This window comes from Streptomyces sp. SID14515 (assembly GCF_010548505.1).
In the GTDB taxonomy this organism is placed as follows: Bacteria; Actinomycetota; Actinomycetes; order Streptomycetales; family Streptomycetaceae; genus Streptomyces; species Streptomyces caviscabies.
Window position 1 is genome coordinate 18,934 of sequence record NZ_JAAGMH010000034.1, and the last position, 21,536, is coordinate 40,469.

Sequence of the window (21,536 nt, forward strand, 5' to 3'; positions counted from 1 at the left end):
CGAGCCCTGACCATTCGGACCCGAGCGACCGGTCCCTCGAACAGCAGGATGCCCCACCATGCACGACACGGCCGAGCGGGCACCAGAGGGCCTCTCCCTGGGCGGCGTTACGCGTCGAAGTCGTACTCCAGAACGCACGCGGCGGCATCGAGCACCATCTCGTTGACCTCCACGACACGCCCCTCCTCCGCGAAGGCCGTCCGGCAGATGAGCATGACGGGCGTCCCGGCCGGAAGCCTGAGCTACGACGTCGGCAGGAGGACCGGCTTGCCGTCCAGCACGAACCGGCGGCTCCTGATCCGGACACGCTCACCTTCTTCGAGAGCGAGCACGCGCAGCGTTCTCCGAGCTGGTCACGAACGACCCGGACGAGGCGCGGTCCTTCGTCGGCGACCACGAACAGGTGATCTTCAAGACGCTCCGGTGGACGCCTTACCAGCGAGGTGGTGTTCCTGTCACCGGGTGGGCCGACCTGGTCACGGCGACAGAGATCGACGAGCGCGTGGCTGTGGTGCCGCATCTCTTCCAGGCCGTGGTGAACAAGGTGGCCGACCTTCGCGTGCTGGTGGTCGGCCACGAGGTGTTCGCCGTACGGATCGCGTCCGGGATGCTGGACTGGCGTAAGGATTACTCAGCCCTGTCCTACCGCGTGGTGGACCTGCCCGACCACGTGGAGGAGGCGCTCCTGGCGTACCTGGCCCACTTCGGTCTGGCCTCGGGAAGCTTCGACTTCGCCGTCGACGAGGCCGATGGCCTCTGGTGGCTGGAGCTGAACCCGAACGGGCAGTGGGGATGGCTGGAGGAGTCCACCGGCCTCGCGATGTCCGCCGCATTCGCTGAACTGCTGACGCAAGGAGTTGCCCCATGACCGACACCGCTCAGGAGCGGCGTGCACTCGCCGGACGCCTGGAGCAGGCGGGCGTTCTCATCAGCTCCCCTTGGCGGGCCGCGGTGGAGGCTGTTCCCCGCGAGCTGTTCCTGAACCCTGGCGTGTTCCTGCCCGCGGAAGACGGCCGGTGGCAGCCGGTCACCGCTGCCGGGAGCGACCCGGCCGAGTGGGTACGGATTGCCTACCGCGACGAGTCCCTGACCACCCAGCTCGACGGACACCTCACCGCCGACCAGGTCAGCGGCCCCGTGACCGGCTCCCCGACCTCCTCGTCCACCACCCCGGTCACCGTCGTGGACATGCTGGAGAAACTGGAGGTGGAGAACGGCCAGCAGGTCCTGGAGATCGGCACAGGAACCGGCTATTCCTCAGCCCTCATGTGCTTCCGCCTCGGGGAGGACGCCGTCACCACGGTCGAAGTGGACCCCGCCGTCTCGGCCCGGGCGGACGACGCCCTGGAAACCGCCGGCTACTCGACCTGGACCGTCACAGGCGACGGACTCCTCGGCCATCCCCGCCGGGCCCGTACGACCGCACCATCGCCACCTGCGCGGTGCGCCGCATCCCCTACGCCTGGATCAGGCAGACCAAGCCGGGCGGCATCGTCCTCACCACGGTCGGCGGCTCCTGGCACTACGGCACCGGCCTGGCGAAGGTCACCGTGGCAGAGGACGGTAGCGCCGAGGGCGCGATCATCGGCCGTAGCTCGTTCATGCAAGCCCGGTCCCAGGCGGAAGCGCCCATCGGCGGTGACCTGTCGGCCCGCACGGCCTACGCCGACAGTGAGCGCGAGACCGAGGTGTCCCCGCTCCTGCTGGCAGAGTGGATGCCCGCGTTCCTCGCCCAGCTCGCGGCTCCTGGGGCGCGCTTCACCCGCGCCACCTCGCCGGAGGGCGACCGGCTGCTGCACCTCTTCGACTTGGAGCGCGAGTCCTTCGCCTCGTTCACGGTGAACGACGGCACCTGGACAGTCCGCCAGGGCGGCCCCGTGGCCCTGTGGGACGCGATCGAGCGGGCTCTCATCGCCTGGCAGGACGCGGACCGCCCCGACATCACCGAGGTACGGCTCCGGGTCACGAAGGAGGCCCACACCTACTGGATCGACGGCCACACCGCGCTCCGCTGGCGGCACGACCTTGTCTGATCAGCGGGATGCCCCACCATGCGCGCACGGCGGGGCATCCTGCTGCTCGGTTCCTCAGACGATGTCGAACGTCCCGCCCTGAACGCCCGCGACAAACGCGGAGAAGGCGGTGGCGGGGACCTCGATCACGGGCCCGCCCACGACCTTGGAGTCACGGACCGGGACGACGCCACGCGACGCGGCGAGGTTGGCGGCGACCTCGATGCATGCACCGCCGTTGTTGCTGTACGAGGACGTGAACCAGCACGGGGATTCGGGCATCACAGGTGTCCCTTCGCCGTTAGGAAGCCCCACCATGCACGACACGACCGAGCGGGCACCAGAGGGCCTCTCCCCGGACGGCGTTACGCGTCGAAGTCGTACTCCAGGACGTACGCGGCGGCGTCGAGCACCATCTCGTTGACCTCCACGACACGCCCCTCCTCAGCGAAGGCCGTCCGGCAGATGAGCATGACGGGCGTCCCGGCCGGAAGGCTGAGCCTCGCCGCTTCTTCGGGCAACGGCATGCGCGAGCGGATCTCTTCCCGGAAGTGGACCGGGCCATGGCCCAGTTCGGCGAGCCGGGCGTAGATCCCGCCGGGCCCTGTGTCCGGCTGGGTGATCGCTGGTCCCTCGACCAGAGATGCCGGGAGGTACGAGGTCGACAGGAGGACCGGCTCACCGTCCAGCACGAACCGGCGGCTCCTGATCCAGACACGCTCGCCCGCTTCCAGGCCGAGCACGCGCGCCGCGTTCTCCGAGGCAGCCCCCTCACGCACCTCTACGTCGTCCACCACCAGGTCCCGGCCTGCGAGGTCCGCCTCCCAGACGGAGCGCCCAGTTCCCCACTGTTCGTGCGCCAACCGCTGAATACCCCGACGCCTGAGCGGCCGAGGTTCGGGCTCGCGCCCGCTGGTGTCGGTGGTGGTCATCAAAGAGTGCCCCTTCTCTCCGGACAGCAGAATGCCCCACCATGCGCGGCACGGCGGGGCATCCTGCTGCTCTGTCCGTCAGACGGTGTCGAACGTCCCACCCTGAACGCCCGCGACGAACGCCGCGAACGCGGTGACGGGGACGGCGACCACGGGACCGTTCCCGACCTTGGAGTCACGGACCGGGACGATGCCACGCGACGCGGCGAGGTTGGCGGCGACCTCGACGCACTGGCCGCCGTTGCTGCTGTACGAGGACTTGAACCAACGGGGGGATTCGGTCGTCACAAGGCACCCTTTCGTAACTTGCTGATCTTGGCCACGGACTCAGCCTGCGAGGCGGCTTCGGCCTGCATCTGATGGTAGGCCGTCAGGAAGGGTTGAACGAAGTGCATATCGCGCTCCAGCCTGCCCTGCTGTGCGGACTCGGAGTAGGCCAACTGTGTCCGGTCAGGGAGGGTCAACAGGGTCACCGGCTGGTCGAACGTGCGCCGTTCTCCGAGGTCGAACGGTGCGATCTGCAGAACCGTGGAGGGTGATTCAGCGAAGGCGATGAGCCTGTCCAGCTGCGCCTTCATGACAGTGGCCCCGCCGACTGACTGATGGATGCAGCTCTCATCCAGCACCGCGTAGATCATCGGTGGCGGCGTCCTGGAAAGGGATGCCTGCCTCTCAGCAAGCAGCGCGAGCCGTTCCTCAGCCTGCTGCTCCGTGATTGCTCCCCGTCGCACCGCACCGTTACAGATGGCTTCAGCGTACTCGGCAGTCTGAAGCAGCCCCGGGATGATCCCAAGCTCGAAAAGCCTGATCTCCGCAGCCCGGATCTCCTGCCGCACGAACTCAGGAAAGCCCTCCAGCAGCGCCGTTTCCTTCATCGCCTGAACCATGCGGCTGAACTTGTCACCGGTCCCCAGCGCCCGGTCAACACTCCGCGCGAAACGAGGAGTTGGAGGGCGGCGACCAGTTTCCACGGCCGAAATGTGCGTCCCCGAGCACCCCATGCGGCTGGCTAACTCGTCCTGTGTCCAGCCACGCGCGTCTCTGGCCTGCCTCAACTGCAAGCCGAAGGAAGTGTCCGGATCGTCGGGGTCGAGTTGCTTGCGATTCACCATGTTGAAGCCCTAACTATCCGAACGGAGCTCGCAGGTTGAAGACAGTTCGACCCTAGGTCAGTCTGAATCGCCCCGGTAGCCAAACGGCTACGGAGAGGAGCGATCGATGTACGGCGAGAACTTACGCCCGAATATCCAGGAGCCCCCTGACCTCCCCGCCCCCGGAACCCTCATGGTCGACACCAGCCGCGCCGACCGCGTGGGCGAATTCCGAGGCGTCGCCGGCCCCTACTGGTCGCTCCGGCCCGTCGGGGGCGGCGCGGAGTGGGAGGCCGAGCCCCGCCACGTACGCCCGGCACTCCTGATAGAGCAGCTTCGCGCCCGTACCGCGCGGCTCAACGCCCGTAGCCGGGGCGAGGTCCTGTGAATACGTACCCGCATCCGTACCCGCATCCCCTCGCCGAACTCGTCCGCATGCGACGCGCAACGGGGTACGCCGCCGAGGTCACCGTCTCCGACGGGCAGCGGTTCGCCACCCTCGGCGGGGTCGCCGTACGGAACCGGCGGCTCGTCCTCCTCTGGCTCCGGCGGCAGGCCCTCCGTCTGGCCAACGGTCACGGGCTTCCCCTCGCGCCCGAGCCCGTACGGCTGCCGACCGGCGACGTACGACCGGTCCGCTTCCACGGATCGCACGCCCCGCGGGAGTTGCGCCGCTGGGCCACCCACGGACCGTGCCAGGACCACGCGATACGGGACCTGGAGGCCGGGTTCCCCGCGCTGTTCACCGTTCTCGATCCCGCCGTCGGGCTGAGCCTGACGCTCGCCGGGTGGCGCGGCCGCCCCGCTGACCAGTAGTCCCCTGCCACGAACCGGAGTTGAACGTCGTGCTCCAGTGCACCGCCGTCACGTTGCTTCCGCCCGATGCCGTGTCGCGGCTCAGCGCCCCCGAGACCGACGGCCCCGAGGATCCCGAACCGTACGTCCTGTGCGAACTCGGCACGCACGACGACGGCCCGCACACCGAACACGCCGCCTACCTCCGGCCGGGCCGAACGCCCGACTCCCCCGCCCTGTGGTTCTTCTGGACCGGCAGCGGGCCCGAACGCACCCACCGGGCCGAGTCCACCCCCTGGTGCCCCGCCGTCCTCCGCCGGCTCGACTCCGGCCTCGTACGGCGGTGCGCGCTCTTCGACCACCACACCGCGCCCCACTCCTGGGACGTGACCGACCCGCTCGGCGACCTGATCGCGGAGCGGCTCGTCTCAGGCGACTCCCCCGAAGGGTGACCCCGTGCCCATGAACCAGTGCACCGCCGTCGCGTTACTGCCGCCCCCGGACCACATACTCGCCCTGTCTGTCCCCGGCCACCGCCCGGAAGTCGGACACGTCCTCTGTGAACTCGGCGAGGACCACGGCGCCGAGCACGCGGCGATGCTCTGGGACGAGGGCGGGCGGCCCGGACGCGCCATCTGGGCCCGGTGGAACGCGGAGCGTGCCCGGCTGACCCCGCTCCCCTGGTGTGCCGCGCTCGACACCCGTAACGAGGACGACGCGTGCGGGCTGTTCGGCGGGCACCCGGCCGGACACAGCTGGGAGGTCATCGACCCCACCGACGAAGCGATCACGCGAATCCTCGCGGAGCGGCACCCGCACCTGTTCCCCGAGCACGGGGAAGGCGGCGGGAGCTGACTCCAGGGCCCAGGAGTCAGGGCTCAGGGCTCAGGCTGCATGTCCGCGCCGGATCACCCCGGGCCGTCCGCCCATACCGCGATCTCCGCGGCTCCACGGCGGACAGCCTCTTCCGGGTCCCGGGCGAGCTGCGCGCAGGCCGCCGCGATGTCCGGCACACCGCCCGGTCCCCCGAGCGCGTCGCACACCCCGGTCTCCAGCCAGTCGGCCCGGTCGGCCCGGTCGTCGTCAGCCTCGGCGACCGCGAGAGCGACGAGTCTCACGGCGGCCACCGTCCCCACCCGAGCCAGGGCCGCCGCCGTCTGCCGGGTCACCGCTGTGTCCTCGGCGTCCAGCAGCAGTCTCATCAGACCTTCCGCAGCCTCAGGCACATCGGCGAAGCCAGCAAGGTGACGCCCGGCACGAGCACGTCGCGTCCACAAGGAGGACGACGCCTCGGCCAAGGCCGCTTCCCACTCACTCGTCATCTCTGCCACGACCAGACGGTCTCATGCCCCACGGGGAAGAAGGCCGACGCCTCACCACCGCAGTGGCCTGCGCCGTCATGCTCATCGGCTCCGCGGCCGGGGCCACGGGTGCGGTCGCGGCAGCGCCGGCCCAACCCTCCGTCGTGGACCTGGGCGCGGTCGACCACGAAGGATCGCGGCATCCGGGGTCGAACGTGCGCGGCACGGCGGAAGTGCTGCACTGGTTCCGGTAGTTGGCGTGACGTATCGCGAGGCCGCCGTCCTCGTAACGGCGTTCGGCGAATGGTGGCGAGCGGGGGTGGTGGTGAGCGGCAAGCAGGACGTGCGCGGGCCCGTGGGTTCCTAGGGGGTGTCGGGAGTCAACAGCCGCGCCCGGGCCGCAGCTCGTACCTCGGACGTCTCCATCGGATCATCGCGCAGCACGGCGATCCGCCCCAGGGCTTCCGGGCTCGCGGGTGCCGAGGCGATGCCCAGCAGTCGCGTGTTCTCCTCGCAGTCCCACAGGGATTCGGTGAAGAGAACCTCCAGTCCGTCTCGGTCGATGGCGGCCAACGCCTCCAGGTACGCGGCCCGTTCGTACGAGTGCGGGGTACACAGCCAGAAGCGGCGCAGGTGGGGCACGGCATCGACGGCCACGGGCCCAAGACCGGCCAGGCGCCGGGCCGTTCGGTCGGGGCCGCACCAGGCCCCGGCCGTCCACTGTGCGGCGAGTTCTTCCACCAGTCCCGGCAGCGCCTCCAGGTCAGGATGATCGGCCAGGACGTCCACTCCCAGCCGAGCCAGCCAGGGACGGCCGTCCCGTGCCCAGTCGCGCGCCGCCGGTACGGCGAGCGGGCCCAACCGCCTTACGGCCCGCGTGAGAAGGGGCAGGGGGCGGCGTTGGTTCGGCGCGCCCAGCAGGGGGACCAGCGGGATCAGCCCGTCGGTGGGCTCTCTGCCGTTCAGGGCGCGCAGCGCGTCGATCTTCGTGGCACGTTGCGTATCGGCGTCGGCGAGCAGGGCAAGGAGCTCCGCCGTGCCGAGCCGGGCCAGTGAAGGTCGCGGAACGGAGGGAGAGCCCTGCGTCTCGATCCCGAACCGCGTCCACGGCTCGGAGTGGTACGGAAGCTCCGTCTCCGCACCGATCCGGGCATGTGCGACGTCACGGAGGTCTTCCCACCACCCGGGCGGCCAGGCGGACGATACCGACTCCATGACGAGGACCCAGTGCTCGCCGGTCCGCACGTACTCCCGAAGTGCTTCCCTGGCCTCGTCCGAACGGGCGAGAGCCAGCAGCTCCAGCACCTCACAGGCCCGCAAGCAGGCCTCCTCGTCCCCCAGCAGCATGTCCACGACCGGCGTGAGGGAAAGCTCCAAGTCCTGTACCAGCCGCGCCAGATACAGAGACCGGTCGTCGGTTCCGTCCCAACGCCAGTCGCGGCGGATCCCGTCGTACACGAGCGCCGCAGATCCCCGCGGGTCCTGGAGCGCTCGCACCGCGCCCTGGCCGCGTCCGCGTTGCAGCAAGCCCTCGGTGGAGTCGGGGTGGGCGTATGACATCTCGTTCTTGTCGCTCATCACCCGGCACCCTGCCCGACCCGGGTGTCGGCCCGCCAGGCGATTTCGGCCTCACAGGGATCGGACCGGGCGATCCTGGCGGGCCCCACACGGCCCGCACGACCTCAGTCGTGCAGACCCCATGACTTGAGGTGCTCAAGGCGAGCACGCACATCGTCGGCCGTCTCGGACCTGCTGAGCTCCTCCGCCGACTTCGGGGGAGATTCCTCGGGCATCCCATCACGGTCCGAGTGCAGCTCGAACGTGCTGACTTCTTCCGGCACTCGTGGTTCCCGCCCAGGCAGGCTCACGGCCGTCAAGAAGGCGACCGCAGGGGTCAGCAGTGCGGCGACGATCACAACCTTGCGACGCAACGTCTCCCCCTATGGGTGTGAGCCCGCGCAGCCTTGACGTCGCAGAGTATCGGGCTTGCCTGAATCCTGTCTCGCAACCAACCGGCCAGGGAACGGAGTTCAAGGAACACGGCTGTGGGCCCGGATCACGGATGATCCGGGCCCACACCGTCGTACGGGTACTGCTCAGGTATCAGTTCAGCTCAGCTCAGCCCTGCGCGGGCGACGCGCCGCCCTGCTCGCCGTTCTGCTCGGCAGTCGGCTCGCCGGTCGCGGCCGCCTGGGCCTCGGCGCGCTCGCGCATCTTGCGCACCAGCTCCTGCTTCTTGTCCTCGGCGGCCTTGCGGTCGGCGCCTCGCGCGGAACCCGCGCCCTGCTGTTCGGCGCGGGACAGCTTCTTGCGCTGTCCGCCGACGCCGAGGAGGTTGTTACGGCTCTTGGCCATGGCGTTCTCCCATGTGGAGTGTGAAGTGAGTCAGGTGAAGGTGATCGGGTCCGGTCGCGCCGGTCCCGGGCCGCGGCGGGGTGTTCGCACCCGCCGCGCTCTCACTCGTAGATCTGGAAGAACGAAGACATACGGGAAAGGTACCGCGCTCCCCGCGAGCACCGCACCAGGTTTTCGGGCCGTCGGGTCTCAGGCCGTCGGGTCGACCGTCGCCTGATGGGCCTCGGCCAGATGCTCCTCGGCCTTCAGCCAGGGCAGGAACTGCGCCGAGCGGCGCCACGCGCAGGTGGAGCAGGTCAGCTGGCGCGTCATGCCCGACTTCCTTACCTGCACGACGTGTTCACGGCCGTGCTGGTCCCATCTGGTGACCTTGCTGGTGGTGATCGACGGCATCGTGTACCTCCCGGAACGGCGGCGGGGGCTCCGGTGGACTGTACGACGAAGCCCCCGGTCCCGTACCCGGAACCGGGGGCCTCACGCACGTACGCGGGTGTCAGCAGCCGAGCAGACGGGCGCCGAGGTACGCCTGGATCTGGTCCAGGGAGACGCGCTCCTGCTTCATGGTGTCGCGCTCGCGCACGGTCACCGCGTTGTCGTCGAGGGTGTCGAAGTCGACGGTGACGCAGAACGGGGTGCCGATCTCGTCCTGACGGCGGTAGCGGCGGCCGATGGCGCCGGCGTCGTCGAACTCGATGTTCCAGTTCTTGCGCAGGTCGGTCGCCAGGCCCTTGGCCTTCGGCGAGAGCTGCGGGTTGCGCGAGAGCGGCAGCACCGCGACCTTGACCGGCGCCAGGCGCGGGTCGAGGCGCATCACGGTGCGCTTCTCCATGACGCCCTTGGCGTTGGGCGCCTCGTCCTCGACGTAGGCGTCCAGGAGGAACGCCAGCATCGCGCGGCCGACACCGGCCGCGGGCTCGATGACGTACGGCGTCCAGCGCTCGTTGGCCTCCTGGTCGTAGTACTGGAGGTCGGTGCCCGAGGCCTCGGAGTGCGCCTTGAGGTCGTAGTCGGTGCGGTTGGCCACACCCTCCAGCTCGCCCCACTCGCTGCCGCCGAAGCGGAAGCGGTACTCGATGTCGGCGGTGCGCTTGGAGTAGTGGGAGAGCTTCTCCTTCGGGTGCTCGAACCAGCGCATGTTCTCCTCGCGCATGCCGAGGTCCGTGTACCAGTTCCAGCGCTGGTCCATCCAGTACTGCTGCCACTCCTCGTCCTCGCCCGGCTTGACGAAGAACTCCATCTCCATCTGCTCGAACTCACGGGTCCGGAAGATGAAGTTGCCCGGAGTGATCTCGTTCCGGAAGGACTTGCCCATCTGCGCGATGCCGAACGGCGGCTTCTTGCGCGAGGTCTGCAGCACCTGGCCGAAGTTGGTGAAGATGCCCTGGGCGGTCTCGGGGCGCAGGTAGGCGACCGAGCCGGAGTCCTGGGTCGGGCCGAGGTGGGTGGAGAGCAGACCCGAGAACTGCTTGGGCTCGGTGAAGGTGCCCTTGTTGCCGCAGTTGGGGCAGTTGAGGTCGGCGAGGCCGTTGACCGGCGGCTTGCCGTGCTTCTCCTCGTACGCCTCCTCCAGGTGGTCGGCGCGGTAGCGCTTGTGACAGGAGGTGCACTCGGTCAGCGGGTCCGAGAAGGTGGCGACGTGGCCGGAGGCGACCCAGACGTCGGGCGCCAGGATGACCGACGAGTCGAGACCGACCACGTCCTCGCGCGCGGTGACCATGTAGCGCCACCACTGACGCTTCAGGTTCTCCTTCATCTCGACGCCCAGCGGCCCGTAGTCCCAGGCGGCCTTCTGACCACCGTAGATCTCACTGCAGGGGTAGACGAAGCCACGGCGCTTGCTCAGGCTGACGATGGTGTCGATCTTGTCGGCGGCCACGGTGCTCTCTTCATTACGACGGCGACGAACGGCGAATAACTCAGGTTACCGGCGCGTGCACCCCCTGGATCAAATCGGTAGGGGCCCGGAGAAGGCCGTGCGCCGCCACCTCGTGATCTTCCGGGCATCTCATCCGCCTTGTTGACAATCGTTTCCACTTTTGTTGAAAATGACTGTCATGAACGTACGCCGCCTGATACCCACCACCGCCGTCGCCGGAGCAGTCGCCCTCGGCCTGACCGCTCTCTCCGCCTGCTCCACCTCCGACGCGGCGGACGGGGGCAACGGCGACAAGCTGAAGGTGACGGCGTCGTTCTACCCGATGCAGTTCCTGGCCGAGAAGATCGGCGGCGAGCACGTCGCCGTCACCAGCCTCACCAAGCCGGGCGTCGAGCCGCACGACCTGGAGCTCACCCCCCGCCAGATCGGCTCCATCAGCGAGTCCGACTACGTGCTGTACCTCAAGGGCATCCAGCCCGCCGTGGACGACGCGATTCTGCAGTCCGGTGTGAAGAACACCGTCGACGCCGCGACCCTCACCACGCTGGAGAACCACGGCTCCGAGGTCAGCGGCCACGACCACGGTCACGAGGGCGAGGGCGAGGGCGAGGAAGAGCACGCGGACGAGCACGCCCACGAGGAAGAAGCCCACGAAGAGGGCGACGGCCACAACCACGGCGAGGAGGGCGGCGCCGACCCGCACATCTGGCTGGACCCGGTGAAGTACGCCGAGGTCGCCAAGGGCGTCGGCAAGTCGCTGGAGAAGGCCGACCCCGACCACGCCGCCGACTACAAGAAGAACACCGAAGCGCTGGTCGGCGAGCTGGGCGAGCTGAACACGGCGTACGAGACCGGGCTGAAGAACACCGCCACCAAGACCTTCATCACCACCCACTCCGCCTTCGGCTACCTCGCCGAGCGCTACGGGCTCACCCAGCAGGGCATCGCGGGCATCGACCCCGAGGCCGAGCCGAGCCCCGCCCGGATCCAGGAGATCCACACCATCGCGGAGAAGGAGAAAGCCACCACCGTCTTCTTCGAGACGCTCGCGAGTGACAAGACCGCGAAGACCCTCGCGAAGGACACCGGACTGAAGACCGGCGTTCTGGACCCGCTGGAGGGAATCACGGAGAAGTCCCAGGGCGCTGACTACATCGAGGTCATGAAGTCCAACCTCGCCGCACTGCAGAAGGCGCTCGGCGCGAAGTGACCCGCACCGCCCGCACCACCCGCACCACTTGTGACGTTCGGATCGGAGGCGCTCGTGCCGGAGCGTGAGAGCACCCCCCGCGAGGCCGCCCGCCGGCCCGACCAGGAGGCCGTCATAGCCCTGCGCGGCGCCACGGCCACCCTCGGCGCGCGCCCCGTGCTGCGCGGCGTGGACCTGACCGTGCACCGCGGCGAGGTCGTCGCGCTGCTCGGCGCCAACGGTTCCGGCAAGTCCACCGCCGTACGGTCGGTCATCGGGCAGGTCCCGCTGACCGGCGGCAGCGTCGAGCTGTTCGGCACCGAGCTGCGCCGCTTCCGCCGCTGGGGCCGGATCGGCTACGTCCCGCAGCGCACCACGGCCGCGGGCGGCGTGCCCGCCACGATCCGCGAGGTCGTCGCCTCCGGCCGGCTGTCCCGTACGGGGCTGCGATGGCCCGGGAAGGCGGACCGGGCCGCCGTGGACCGGGCCATCGCGCTGGTGGGCCTGGCCGACCGTGCCAAGGACTCCGTGAGCGCGCTGTCGGGCGGCCAGCACCAGCGGGTCCTGATCGCCCGCGCCCTGGCCGCCGAGCCGGAGCTGCTGATCATGGACGAGCCGATGGCCGGGGTGGACCTGGCCAGCCAGGAGATCCTCGCCTCGACCCTGCGCGAGCAGGTGGCGCTGGGCACCTCCGTGCTGCTGGTGCTGCACGAGCTGGGCCCGCTGGAGCCGCTGATCGACCGGGCCGTCGTCCTGCGCGACGGCTGTGTGACGCACGACGGGCCGCCGCCCGAGGCGCTCGGCCAGCACGCCCTGCCCGGCCACGACCACGTACACCCCCACGCGGCCGCCGAGCCCGTCCGGACGGGACTGCTGACCTGATGCTGTTCGAATTCCTGAACCCTCCCTTCATGCAGCGGGCGCTCATCGCGGCCGTGCTGGTCGGCATCACCGCGCCCGCCATCGGCATCTACCTGGTGCAGCGCCGACAGGCCCTGATGGGCGACGGCATCGGGCACATCGCGATGACCGGCGTCGGCCTGGGCTTCCTGCTCTCCACCAGCCCCGTGTGGATGGCGACCGCCGTCGCGGTGGCCGGCGCGGTCGTGATGGAGCTGATCCGCTGGTACGGACACACCCGCGGCGACCTCGCCCTGGCGATGCTGTTCTACGGCGGCATGGCGGGCGGCGTCATGCTGATCAACCTGTCCGACACCGGCTCCAACGCCAATCTGACCTCGTACCTCTTCGGCTCGCTCGCCACCGTCTCCGAGTCGGACGTCGTCGCGATCTGCGTCCTGGCGGCCTTCGTGGTGCTGGTCACGGTGGGGCTGCGGCGGCAGCTGTTCGCGGTCAGCCAGGACGAGGAATTCGCCCGGGTGTCCGGTCTTCCGGTGCGGGTGCTGAACCTGCTGATCGCGGTGACCGCCGCCGTGACCGTGACCGTCGCGATGCGGGTCGTCGGCCTGCTGCTGGTCAGCGCGCTGATGGTGGTGCCGGTGGCGGCCGCCCAGCAGATCACCAAGTCCTTCAAGGTCACCTTCGTGCTGGCCGTGGTGATCGGCACGGCCGTGACCCTCACCGGCACCGTGACCTCGTACTACCAGGACGTTCCGCCCGGCGCGACGATCGTGCTGCTGGCCATCGCGGTGTTCGTCGCGCTGACCGCGCTCGCCGCTCCGCTCGCACGACGGCGGGCGCGGGCGAGCGAGACGAAGGGTGCCGAGTGCACCCTGGAAGTACCGGCAGCCCGCCGGGACCGGGACGACGTATGGGTGTGACGGCCACAACAGCCGTGACAGCGGTACGTGTGACGGAGTCGCACCGTACGTGTTCGCCGGGGGCGCCCTGCCGGGCTGGCACAATGGCCCGACACATGTACGGGCGACACGAGGAGGCACCTGTGGCCACGGCGCCGATCAGTGGCACGAACGCAGCGCCGGTACGCGGCCGGTCCACCCGGCAGCGGGCGGCGGTGGCGGCGGCGCTCGACGAGGTCGACGAGTTCCGCAGCGCCCAGGAACTGCACGACGTCCTCAAACACCGCGGCGACTCCGTGGGCCTCACGACGGTCTACCGGACCCTGCAGTCCCTCGCCGACGCGGGCGAGGTCGACGTTCTGCGCACCACCGAGGGCGAGGCCGTCTACCGGCGGTGCTCGACCGGTGATCATCACCACCACCTGGTCTGCCGGCTCTGCGGCGCGGCGGTGGAGGTCGAGGGGCCGGCCGTCGAGCAGTGGGCCGAGACGATCGCCGCCCAGCACGGCTATGTGAACGTCGCGCACACCGTCGAGATCTTCGGCACCTGCGCGGAGTGCGCCGCGAAGAAGGCGTAACGGACATACGGAGAAGGGGCGGGCCCGGTGCGTGACGCACCGGGCCCGCCCCTTCTCCGTACTCACTTGGCGGCTTCCGCCTCCTGCGCCCCGCCGAAGCGGCGGTCGCGCTGGGCGTACTCCAGGCAGGCCCGCCACAGGTCACGACGGTCGAAATCCGGCCAGAGAACGTCCTGGAAGACCATCTCGGCGTACGCGCTCTGCCAGATCAGGTAGTTCGAGGTGCGCTGCTCGCCGCTGGGGCGCACGAAGAGGTCCACGTCCGGCATGTCCGGGTAGTAGGTGTACTTCGCGAAGGTCTTCTCGTTCACCTTGGACGGGTCCAGTTTCCCGGCGGCCACGTCCTGGGCGATGCGCTGCGCGGCGTCGGCGATCTCGGCGCGGCCGCCGTAGTTGACGCAGAAATACAGCGTCATCTTGTCGTTGTCCTTCGTCTGCTCCTGGGCGACCTGGAGCTCCTGGACGACGGACTTCCACAGCTTGGGCATGCGGCCCACCCAGCGGATACGGATGCCGAGCTCGTCCATCTCGTCACGGCGGCGGCGGATCACGTCGCGGTTGAAGTTCATCAGGAACTTCACCTCGTCCGGCGAGCGCTTCCAGTTCTCCGTGGAGAAGGCGTACAGCGAGAGGTTCTTCACGCCCATCTCGATACAGCCCTTGAGAACGTCCATGACGACGCCCTCACCGACCTTGTGGCCCTCGGTGCGGGGCAGACCCCGCTCCTTGGCCCAGCGGCCGTTGCCGTCCATCACGACGGCGACGTGCTGGGGCACCAGCTCGCCGGGGATCTTCGGAGGCGTCGCGCCCGAGGGGTGCGGCTCGGGGGTCTTGTACGTGCGCCGGTTACGGCCGCCGAGGATCCCGCGTACTGCCATGAGCTTCTCAGTCTCCCTGTGTCACTTCTCCACGCACCGCGCCGTCCGTCCGGCGCACCGCGTCACTTCTCCACGTACCGCAGCGAGCGCAGGCCGCGCTCCAGATGCCAGTGCAGATAGGCGGACACCAGCCCGCTCCCCTCCCTGACATGGCGCGCCTCGCACGCGTCCGCCGTCGCCCAGTCGCCGCTGAGCAGCGCGCTCAGCAGGGCCAGGGCCTGTGCCGAGGGTACGACGCTGCCCGGGACCCGGCAGTCACCGCATATGACGCCCCCCGCCGCGACGGAGAAGAACCGGTTCGGACCGGGCATTCCGCACTTGGCGCAGTCCTCGAAGCTGGGCGCGTACCCGTTGACCGCGAGCGAGCGCAGCAGGAACGCGTCCAGGATCAGATGGGGGGCGTGCTCGCCCCGGGCGAGGGTGCGCAGGCCGCCGACGAGCAGCAGATACTGCTGGACGGCCGGTTCGCCCTCGTGGTCGGTGAACCGCTCGGCGGTCTCCAGCATCGCGGTGCCCGCGGTGTAGCGGGCGTAGTCGGCGACGATGCCACCGCCGTACGGGGCGATCGTCTCGCTCTGGGTGCAGAGCGGCAGCCCGCGGCCGACCAGCTCGCTGCCGCGCGCGAAGAACTGCACGTCGACGTGGGAGAAGGGCTCCAGGCGGGCGCCGAACTTGGACTTGGTGCGGCGCACCCCGCGGGCGACGGCGCGCACCCGGCCGTGGCCGCGGGTCAGGATCGTGATGATCCGGTCGGCCTCGCCCAGTTTCTGCGTACGCAGCACGATGCCGTCGTCCCGGAACAAGCTCATGGGCCCATTGTCGCCCACCGGGGCGCCCGCACGGGGGCGGCTGCGGAGAAGGCGCTACGAGGGTGTGCGGGCGGCCGCCGCCAGCAGGCGGGCGGTGTCGTCGGCGGGCAGCTGGAGGGCGCTGCCGACGGTGGTCAGCACCTGGCGCTCGGCGGCGCAGTAGGGGCCGTCCGCGAGGGCGATGCGGGCGCCCTGGAGAAGGACGGATTCGCGGCCGGCGGTGGCCAGGTGCGGGGCGAGCGGGGCCAGCACCTCGTGCAGCTCGATGGCGAGGGTCGGACCGCAGGCCTCGGCGGCCGGGTCGGTGCCGGAGCCGCGTCCGGTGTCGGCGGCCAGCACCTCGACGACGGTGAACAGCTGCTCCTGGGTGCAGTCGTCGAGCCCGGCGTCGCGGACGGTGGCGACGGCGGCCTCCAGGACCGTGCGGGAGGTGGTGCCCCCGGCGGCGAGAACGGCCAGCGTGACGGTGTGGACGGCCTCGCGGAGCATCGCGGAGAACCGGGTGGTGGTGGGATGGTCCAGGGCCTCAGGGGCGTAGTGGGCGAGGCAGGCGGCGCACTCGACGACGGGCTCGGCCTCGCCCCGGCGGACCAGTGGGACGCCGAGGACGGTGAGGCGGCGGCGGCCGGTGAGCCGGCGGTAGTTGCGGTCGCCCCCGCAGCCGGGGCAGAAGAAGGAGCCGTCGCCGACGGCGTTCCAGACGGTGCGTACGCCGCAGAGGACCGGCCTCAGAGCGCGTTGTCCTTTGGCTGACCGCACGTCGCACACCTCCGTAACGCTCCGGCAACATTGCCGTGTGTTGGACGTGATGTTAGCCACATGCGTGATGTGACGTCAGCCTCTGGGACGTCACAACCCTCGGATATGGCCGAACCCCGACCACCCGGAGCGGGTGGTCGGGGTCCGTCAATGCGGTGGTACGGGGGCGAACCGGACATCCGTACGAAGAGGCGGACGTGTGGGCCCCGGAGGCCCCGGACGGGTCAGCGGGCCGCGCGGTTGACCGCGGAGACGACCGCCTTGAGCGAGGCGCGGGTGGTGTTGGCGTCGATGCCGATGCCCCACAGGACCTTGCCGTCGATCGCGCACTCGATGTACGAGGCGGCCTGGGCGGAGGCGCCCTCGCTCATCGTGTGCTCGGTGTAGTCCAGCAGCCGGGCGTCGATGCCGATGGCCTGCAGCGCCTCGAAGAACGCGGAGATCGGGCCGTTGCCGGAGCCCGTCAGGACGGTGTCGACGCCGTCCACGACCGCCTCGACGGTCAGGGTGTCGGTGCCGTCGGTGTCGGAGGTGGTCTGGCCGGAGCGCAGCTGTACGCGTCCCCAGGCGTTGTCCGGGTTCGGCAGGTACTCGTCCTGGAAGGTGGTCCAGATCTGCGTCGGGGTGACCTCGCCGCCCTCGGCGTCGGTCTTGGCCTGAATGATCCGGGAGAACTCGATCTGCATCCGGCGCGGCAGGTCCAGCTTGTGGTCGTTCTTCAGGACGTACGCGATACCGCCCTTGCCGGACTGCGAGTTGACGCGGATGACGGCCTCGTAGGAGCGGCCGACGTCCTTCGGGTCGATCGGCAGGTACGGCACGGCCCACTCGATGTCGTCGACGGTCTTGCCCTGGGCCGCCGCGTCCTTCTCCATCGCGTCGAAGCCCTTCTTGATGGCGTCCTGGTGGGAGCCGGAGAAGGCGGTGTAGACCAGATCGCCCGCGTAGGGGTGGCGCGGGTGGATCTCCATCTGGTTGCAGTACTCGCTGGTGCGGCGGATCTCGTCGATCTGCGAGAAGTCGATCTGCGGGTCGACGCCCTGGGAGAACAGGTTCATGCCCAGGGTGACCAGGTCGACGTTGCCGGTGCGCTCGCCCTGGCCGAACAGGCAGCCCTCGATACGGTCGGCGCCGGCCATGATGGCCAGCTCGGCGGCGGCGACGGCGGTGCCCCGGTCGTTGTGCGGGTGGACCGACAGGCAGACGTGCTCGCGGCGGGTCAGATGGCGGGACATCCACTCGAAGCGGTCCGCGTGGGTGGAGGGCGTGGAACGCTCCACGGTGGCGGGCAGGTTGAGGATGATCTCGCGGCCCTCCTCCGGCTGCCACACGTCGCAGACGGCCTCGCAGACCTCCAGGGCGAAGTCCAGCTCGGTGTCGGTGAAGATCTCCGGGCTGTACTGGTAGCCGAAGACCGTCTCCGGGCCCAGGATCTTCTCGGCGTACTCCATGACCAGCCGGGTGCCGTCCACCGCGATCTGCTTGACCTCCTCGCGCGAGCCGCGGAAGACGACGCGGCGGAAGGTGGGGGCGGTGGCGTTGTACAGGTGGACGGTGGCCCGGCGCGCGCCGACCAGCGACTCCACGGTGCGCTCGATCAGCTCCTCGCGGGCCTGCGTCAGGACGGAGATCGTCACGTCCTCGGGGATCGCGCCCTCTTCGATGATGGAGCGGACGAAGTTGAAGTCGGTCTCGCCGGAGGACGGGAAGCCGACCTCGATCTCCTTGTAGCCCATCGTGACCAGCAGATCGAACATCTCGCGCTTGCGGGCCGGGGACATCGGGTCGATCAGGGCCTGGTTGCCGTCGCGCAGATCGGTGGACAGCCAGCGGGGCGCCACGGTGATCCGGTTGTCGGGCCAGGTGCGGTCGGCGATGTCGACGGCCTCGTAGCCGCGGTACTTGTGGACCGGCATCCCGGACGGCTTCTGCAGCTGCGTCGCGTTGGTGATCGGAGTGGGGCGGCCGACAGAATCACCGGCAGGGTTCACGGTGTTACCGGCGGGATTCACGGTGGTCATGGCGTAGGGCTCCTCGGTCCAGCGGGTGTCGGCCGACTGTGTCGCTGCAGCACCAGACTCCGCGGGGAGGGGGTCGGCCTACGACTACAGGCCCTCGCCGCGGCAGCTAAGGAGAAGCAGCCCGAAACGCATGATGCGACGAGCGTAACCGAGTGTGGCCCGTGGTGTCGGTCCGTATCAGTATGCGGGACCGGGCATCGATGACGGGTAAACAGTGACTCATCACTCCATTTCGTCAATCATCGTCGCAACCAGTGACAGAACGGTGACGGAGTGCCACAGTCGGTGTATGCACCTTCGAACCGACGGCGAGCTCCACCCCGTCTTCTGCACCATCGTTCCGCCCCACGTCCTCGATCACCTGTCCCGGTCCGCCGACGCCCGGCTCGCGGATCCGGCCCGCCGCACCCTGGAGGCCGACGGCCTGCGCCGCAACCGCCGCCGGATGACGGCGCTCGCCGCCGCCCCGGCCACCCCGGGCGCGGGCGCGGTCCCCACCAAGCCCCACCGCACCCTGTACGACTGCGAGAACGGCACCACCCTGCCCGGCCGCCAGGTCCGCGACGAGGGCGACAAGCCCACGTCCGACGCCAGCGTCAACCGCGCGTACGCCTGCCTCGGCGCCACCTTCGAGCTGCTGCTCTCGGCGTACGGGCGCAGCTCGATCGACGGCAAGGGCCTGCCGCTGATCGGCTCCGTGCACTACGGCGAGGAGTACAACAACGCGTTCTTCGACGGCGAGCAGATGGTCTTCGGGGACGGCGACGGCGAGATCTTCCTCGACTTCACCGTCGCGGTCGACGTGATCGCCCACGAGCTGGCCCATGGCCTGACGCAGTACACCGCCAACCTGCGCTACGAGGGCCAGTCCGGCGCGCTCAACGAGTCCGTGTCCGACGTCATCGGCTCGCTGGTCAAGCAGTACTCGCTGGGCCAGAGCGCGGAGCAGGCCGACTGGCTGATCGGGGCCGGGCTGCTGGCGCCCCGGGTCAGCGGGGACGCGCTGCGCTCGATGAAGGCCCCGGGCACGGCGTACGACGACGACGTCCTCGGCAAGGACCCGCAGCCGGGCTCCATGGACGACTACATCGAGACGGAGGAGGACAACGGCGGGGTCCACCTCAACTCCGGCATCCCCAACCGCGCGTTCTACCTCCTGGCCACCGCCCTGGGCGGCAATTCCTGGGAGCGCGCCGGACAGATCTGGTTCGACGTGCTGACCGGCGGCGAGCTGACGGCGAACGCGGACTTCGCGGAGTTCGCCCGGCTGACGGTCACGGCGGCGGGCGACCGCTTCGGCGAGGGCGACGAGCGGGAGGCGGTCCTCAAGGCCTGGTCGGAGGTGGGCGTTCCGACGCGCGCGTGAACCGGCCCGCCGAGGAGGCCGGTTCGGGCAGGCGGGGTTGAGTGCGGTCACGGCCCCCGATAGACAGGACCCCATGCGTATTCAGGTCAGCCGGACCGGCGGCTTCGCCGGCATCTCCCGCCGCCATGAGGTCGACACCGAGGGCCGGGCGGACGCCGCCGAGTGGCAGGCGCTCGCCGAGGAGGCGCTCGGCGCGGCGCGGGACACCTCGGCGCCCGGGGTGCCGGACGGCTTCCGGTACACGATCACGGTCGACGGCCGCACCGTGTACTGCGCTGACCCCGATCTGACCGGGGCGCAGCGCACGCTGATCTCACGCGTCCTCAAGGAGGGCGCGTGAGATCGGCCCCCGGTCCGTGAAGGGCTAGAACCCGAGCTTGCGCAGCTGCTTGGGATCGCGCTGCCAGTCCTTGGCGACCTTCACATGCAGGTCCAGGAAGACCGGCGTGCCGAGCAGCGCCTCGATGTGCTTGCGGGACTTCGTGCCGACGTCCTTCAGCCGCTGGCCCTTCGGGCCGATGATGATGCCCTTCTGGCTGGGGCGCTCGATGTAGACGTTGGCGTGGATGTCCAGCAGCGGCTTGCCCGCCGGGCGGTTCTCGCGGGGCAGCATCTCCTCGACGACGACCGCGATGGAGTGCGGCAGCTCGTCGCGTACGCCTTCCAGCGCGGCCTCGCGGATCAGCTCCGCGACCATGACCATCTCCGGCTCGTCGGTGAGGTCGCCCTCCGGGTAGAGCGGCGGGCTCTCCGGGAGGAGCGGGGCGATGAGGTCGGCCAGCAGGCCCACCTGCTGGTCCTTGACCGCCGAGACCGGAATGATCTCGGCCCACTCGAAGCCCAGCTCGTCGGCGAGCGCGGAGACGGCGAGGAGCTGTTCGGCCAGCGCCTTGGACTCGACCAGGTCGGTCTTGGTGATGATGGCGATCTTGGGGGTCTTCTTGATCCCCGCGAGCTCCTTGACGATGTACTTGTCGCCGGGGCCGAGCTTCTGGTCGGCGGGCAGGCAGAAGCCGATGACGTCGACCTCGGCCCAGGTCGTCCGCACGACGTCGTTGAGCCGCTCGCCCAGCAGCGTGCGCGGCTTGTGGAGGCCGGGGGTGTCGACCAGGATCAGCTGCGCGTCGTCACGGTGCACGATGCCGCGCACCGTGTGCCGGGTGGTCTGGGGGCGGTTGGAGGTGATCGCCACCTTCTGACCGACGAGAGCGTTCGTGAGAGTGGACTTGCCGGCGTTGGGGCGGCCCACGAAGCAGGCGAAGCCTGCCCGGTGGGGGGAGGTGGTCTCCGCTTGCGGGGCAGCGGATTCTTGGTTCGGTCGAGCGCTCATGGCGACCATTCTCCCCGATCCCGGCGGCGCTCTCGTACAGCGGTACGCCGGGACGCGCCGGAGGGCCGGGCGGAACGGCCGCCGGAGCGGTCGTTCAGCCGGCCGTGACGCGTACGCGCAGCGTGCCGTCCGGGGCCGCGAGCAGCACCGGGGTGTCCGGTCCGCCGAGGTCCCGCACCGCGGCCCGGTCGTCGTCGGAGGGTGTCTCGGCGGCGGAGACGACCGCTGCCGCCTCCAGCGAGGTGGCGCCGCTGGCCACCGCCATGGCGACGGCGGTCTGCAACGCGCTGAGCTTCAGCGACTCCAGCGCCACCGTGCCCGCGACATACGTACGTCCGGTCTCGTCGCGTACGGCCGCGCCCTCGGGCACACCGTTGCGGGCGCGGGCGCTGCGCGCCAGAGTGACGATCTTGCGGTCCTCGGCGTCGAGGCCGGTGGTGTCGGTGGTGTCGGTCATGGCACGAGCATACGAAGCGGGCGGCGG

At 69.9% G+C, this 21,536-nt stretch carries 25 protein-coding genes and 4 pseudogenes; 13 read left to right on the top strand and 16 right to left on the bottom strand.

Annotated elements, in window-relative coordinates; all coding sequences use genetic code 11:
• Positions 1–107: 107 nt before the first annotated feature.
• A pseudogene (locus G3I54_RS06295) lies at positions 108–332 on the bottom strand (GntR family transcriptional regulator); the annotation flags it as partial.
• Between the two features lie 17 nt (positions 333–349).
• Here G3I54_RS06295 and G3I54_RS06300 point away from each other — a divergent pair.
• Both G3I54_RS06300 and tgmC read left to right on the top strand, forming a co-directional pair.
• Positions 350–868: pseudogene (locus tag G3I54_RS06300) on the top strand (ATP-grasp ribosomal peptide maturase); the annotation flags it as partial.
• Positions 865–2,033 (top strand): annotated as a pseudogene (gene tgmC / locus G3I54_RS06305) (ATP-grasp peptide maturase system methyltransferase). The pseudogenes G3I54_RS06300 and tgmC, both read left to right, overlap by 4 nt.
• Positions 2,034–2,087: 54 nt before the next feature.
• Here the strand turns inward: tgmC and G3I54_RS06310 are convergent.
• From G3I54_RS06310 to G3I54_RS06325, 4 genes and pseudogenes are all read right to left on the bottom strand, one after another.
• Positions 2,088–2,297, bottom strand: a complete 210-nt coding sequence (locus G3I54_RS06310) for a DUF397 domain-containing protein (protein WP_164611972.1) — start codon at positions 2,295–2,297, stop codon at positions 2,088–2,090.
• A gap of 80 nt (positions 2,298–2,377) precedes the next feature.
• A pseudogene (locus G3I54_RS06315) lies at positions 2,378–2,905 on the bottom strand (UTRA domain-containing protein); the annotation flags it as partial.
• 117 nt (positions 2,906–3,022) lie between these two features.
• Complete coding sequence (locus tag G3I54_RS06320; RefSeq protein WP_164611974.1) at positions 3,023–3,232, bottom strand: DUF397 domain-containing protein; 210 nt, start codon at positions 3,230–3,232, stop codon at positions 3,023–3,025.
• Complete coding sequence (locus tag G3I54_RS06325; protein ID WP_164611976.1) at positions 3,229–4,056, bottom strand: helix-turn-helix transcriptional regulator; 828 nt, start codon at positions 4,054–4,056, stop codon at positions 3,229–3,231. The genes G3I54_RS06320 and G3I54_RS06325 overlap by 4 nt, the downstream gene beginning before the upstream one ends.
• A 106-nt stretch (positions 4,057–4,162) precedes the next feature.
• Here G3I54_RS06325 and G3I54_RS06330 point away from each other — a divergent pair, with 106 nt between their 5' ends.
• The 4 genes from G3I54_RS06330 to G3I54_RS06345 are packed head-to-tail and all read left to right on the top strand — an operon-like array spanning position 4,163 to position 5,685.
• Positions 4,163–4,423, top strand: coding sequence for a hypothetical protein (locus G3I54_RS06330; protein WP_164611978.1), 261 nt, complete (start codon positions 4,163–4,165; stop codon positions 4,421–4,423).
• A 47-nt stretch (positions 4,424–4,470) separates the two neighbouring features.
• Entirely contained in the window at positions 4,471–4,851 is a 381-nt protein-coding gene (locus G3I54_RS06335; RefSeq protein ID WP_164611980.1) for a hypothetical protein, read from the top strand.
• Positions 4,852–4,880: 29 nt separating this feature from the next.
• Positions 4,881–5,282, top strand: coding sequence for a hypothetical protein (locus tag G3I54_RS06340; RefSeq protein WP_164612122.1), 402 nt, complete (start codon positions 4,881–4,883; stop codon positions 5,280–5,282).
• A gap of 10 nt (positions 5,283–5,292) precedes the next feature.
• Positions 5,293–5,685 (top strand): hypothetical protein, encoded by a 393-nt coding sequence (locus G3I54_RS06345; RefSeq protein WP_164611982.1) that lies wholly within the window; start codon positions 5,293–5,295, stop codon positions 5,683–5,685.
• A 53-nt stretch (positions 5,686–5,738) separates the two neighbouring features.
• Here the strand turns inward: G3I54_RS06345 and G3I54_RS06350 are convergent, their stop codons facing one another.
• A complete protein-coding gene (locus tag G3I54_RS06350) occupies positions 5,739–6,032 on the bottom strand; it encodes a hypothetical protein (RefSeq protein WP_164611984.1) in 294 nt (97 codons plus the stop codon).
• A gap of 143 nt (positions 6,033–6,175) precedes the next feature.
• On the opposite strand from G3I54_RS06350, the gene G3I54_RS06355 reads away from it, so the two are divergent.
• A complete protein-coding gene (locus tag G3I54_RS06355; protein ID WP_164611986.1) occupies positions 6,176–6,385 on the top strand; it encodes a hypothetical protein in 210 nt (69 codons plus the stop codon).
• Between the two features lie 109 nt (positions 6,386–6,494).
• On the opposite strand, the gene G3I54_RS06360 is transcribed toward G3I54_RS06355, so the two are convergent.
• The 4 genes from G3I54_RS06360 to G3I54_RS06375 form a co-directional block, all read right to left on the bottom strand.
• Positions 6,495–7,709, bottom strand: a complete 1,215-nt coding sequence (locus G3I54_RS06360) for a hypothetical protein (protein WP_164611988.1) — start codon at positions 7,707–7,709, stop codon at positions 6,495–6,497.
• 540 nt (positions 7,710–8,249) lie between these two features.
• Positions 8,250–8,486, bottom strand: coding sequence for a DUF6243 family protein (locus tag G3I54_RS06365; protein ID WP_164611990.1), 237 nt, complete (start codon positions 8,484–8,486; stop codon positions 8,250–8,252).
• Positions 8,487–8,675: 189 nt separating this feature from the next.
• On the bottom strand, positions 8,676–8,879 hold the full coding sequence (locus G3I54_RS06370) for a hypothetical protein (protein WP_164611992.1): 204 nt from the start codon (positions 8,877–8,879) through the stop codon (positions 8,676–8,678).
• Positions 8,880–8,979: 100 nt separating this feature from the next.
• Complete coding sequence (locus G3I54_RS06375) at positions 8,980–10,362, bottom strand: glycine--tRNA ligase (RefSeq protein WP_103510124.1); 1,383 nt, start codon at positions 10,360–10,362, stop codon at positions 8,980–8,982.
• Between the two features lie 178 nt (positions 10,363–10,540).
• On the opposite strand from G3I54_RS06375, the gene G3I54_RS06380 reads away from it, so the two are divergent.
• The 4 genes from G3I54_RS06380 (at position 10,541) to G3I54_RS06395 (ending at position 13,889) form a co-directional block, all read left to right on the top strand.
• Positions 10,541–11,572 (top strand): metal ABC transporter substrate-binding protein, encoded by a 1,032-nt coding sequence (locus G3I54_RS06380; RefSeq protein ID WP_164611994.1) that lies wholly within the window; start codon positions 10,541–10,543, stop codon positions 11,570–11,572.
• A gap of 54 nt (positions 11,573–11,626) precedes the next feature.
• The gene (locus G3I54_RS06385) at positions 11,627–12,433 is read left to right on the top strand and encodes a metal ABC transporter ATP-binding protein (RefSeq protein ID WP_164611996.1); all 807 of its coding nucleotides are present in this window, start codon (positions 11,627–11,629) and stop codon (positions 12,431–12,433) included.
• Complete coding sequence (locus G3I54_RS06390) at positions 12,433–13,332, top strand: metal ABC transporter permease (protein ID WP_164611998.1); 900 nt, start codon at positions 12,433–12,435, stop codon at positions 13,330–13,332. The genes G3I54_RS06385 and G3I54_RS06390 overlap by 1 nt, the downstream gene beginning before the upstream one ends.
• Positions 13,333–13,454: 122 nt before the next feature.
• The gene (locus tag G3I54_RS06395; protein ID WP_164612000.1) at positions 13,455–13,889 is read left to right on the top strand and encodes a Fur family transcriptional regulator; all 435 of its coding nucleotides are present in this window, start codon (positions 13,455–13,457) and stop codon (positions 13,887–13,889) included.
• A gap of 62 nt (positions 13,890–13,951) precedes the next feature.
• Here G3I54_RS06395 and G3I54_RS06400 read toward each other — a convergent pair whose 3' ends face one another.
• The 4 genes from G3I54_RS06400 to leuA form a co-directional block, all read right to left on the bottom strand.
• Positions 13,952–14,767 carry an isoprenyl transferase gene (locus G3I54_RS06400; RefSeq protein WP_164612002.1) on the bottom strand — a complete coding sequence of 272 codons (816 nt, stop codon included), beginning with the start codon at positions 14,765–14,767 and terminating at the stop codon, positions 13,952–13,954.
• 62 nt (positions 14,768–14,829) lie between these two features.
• Positions 14,830–15,576 (bottom strand): DNA repair protein RecO, encoded by a 747-nt coding sequence (recO, locus tag G3I54_RS06405; RefSeq protein ID WP_026237355.1) that lies wholly within the window; start codon positions 15,574–15,576, stop codon positions 14,830–14,832.
• A 54-nt stretch (positions 15,577–15,630) separates the two neighbouring features.
• Entirely contained in the window at positions 15,631–16,335 is a 705-nt protein-coding gene (locus G3I54_RS06410; protein WP_164612004.1) for a TerB family tellurite resistance protein, read from the bottom strand.
• 224 nt (positions 16,336–16,559) lie between these two features.
• Positions 16,560–18,356 carry a 2-isopropylmalate synthase gene (leuA, locus tag G3I54_RS06415; RefSeq protein ID WP_164612006.1) on the bottom strand — a complete coding sequence of 599 codons (1,797 nt, stop codon included), beginning with the start codon at positions 18,354–18,356 and terminating at the stop codon, positions 16,560–16,562.
• A gap of 289 nt (positions 18,357–18,645) precedes the next feature.
• Between leuA and G3I54_RS06420 the strand changes: the two genes are divergently transcribed.
• Entirely contained in the window at positions 18,646–19,722 is a 1,077-nt protein-coding gene (locus G3I54_RS06420; RefSeq protein WP_164612008.1) for a M4 family metallopeptidase, read from the top strand.
• Between the two features lie 73 nt (positions 19,723–19,795).
• The gene (locus tag G3I54_RS06425; RefSeq protein ID WP_164612010.1) at positions 19,796–20,062 is read left to right on the top strand and encodes a protealysin inhibitor emfourin; all 267 of its coding nucleotides are present in this window, start codon (positions 19,796–19,798) and stop codon (positions 20,060–20,062) included.
• A 24-nt stretch (positions 20,063–20,086) separates the two neighbouring features.
• Here the strand turns inward: G3I54_RS06425 and era are convergent, their stop codons facing one another.
• Both era and G3I54_RS06435 read right to left on the bottom strand, forming a co-directional pair.
• Positions 20,087–21,052 (bottom strand): GTPase Era, encoded by a 966-nt coding sequence (era, locus tag G3I54_RS06430; protein WP_164612012.1) that lies wholly within the window; start codon positions 21,050–21,052, stop codon positions 20,087–20,089.
• Positions 21,053–21,146: 94 nt separating this feature from the next.
• Entirely contained in the window at positions 21,147–21,509 is a 363-nt protein-coding gene (locus tag G3I54_RS06435) for a cytidine deaminase (RefSeq protein WP_137233383.1), read from the bottom strand.
• Positions 21,510–21,536 lie beyond the last annotated feature (27 nt).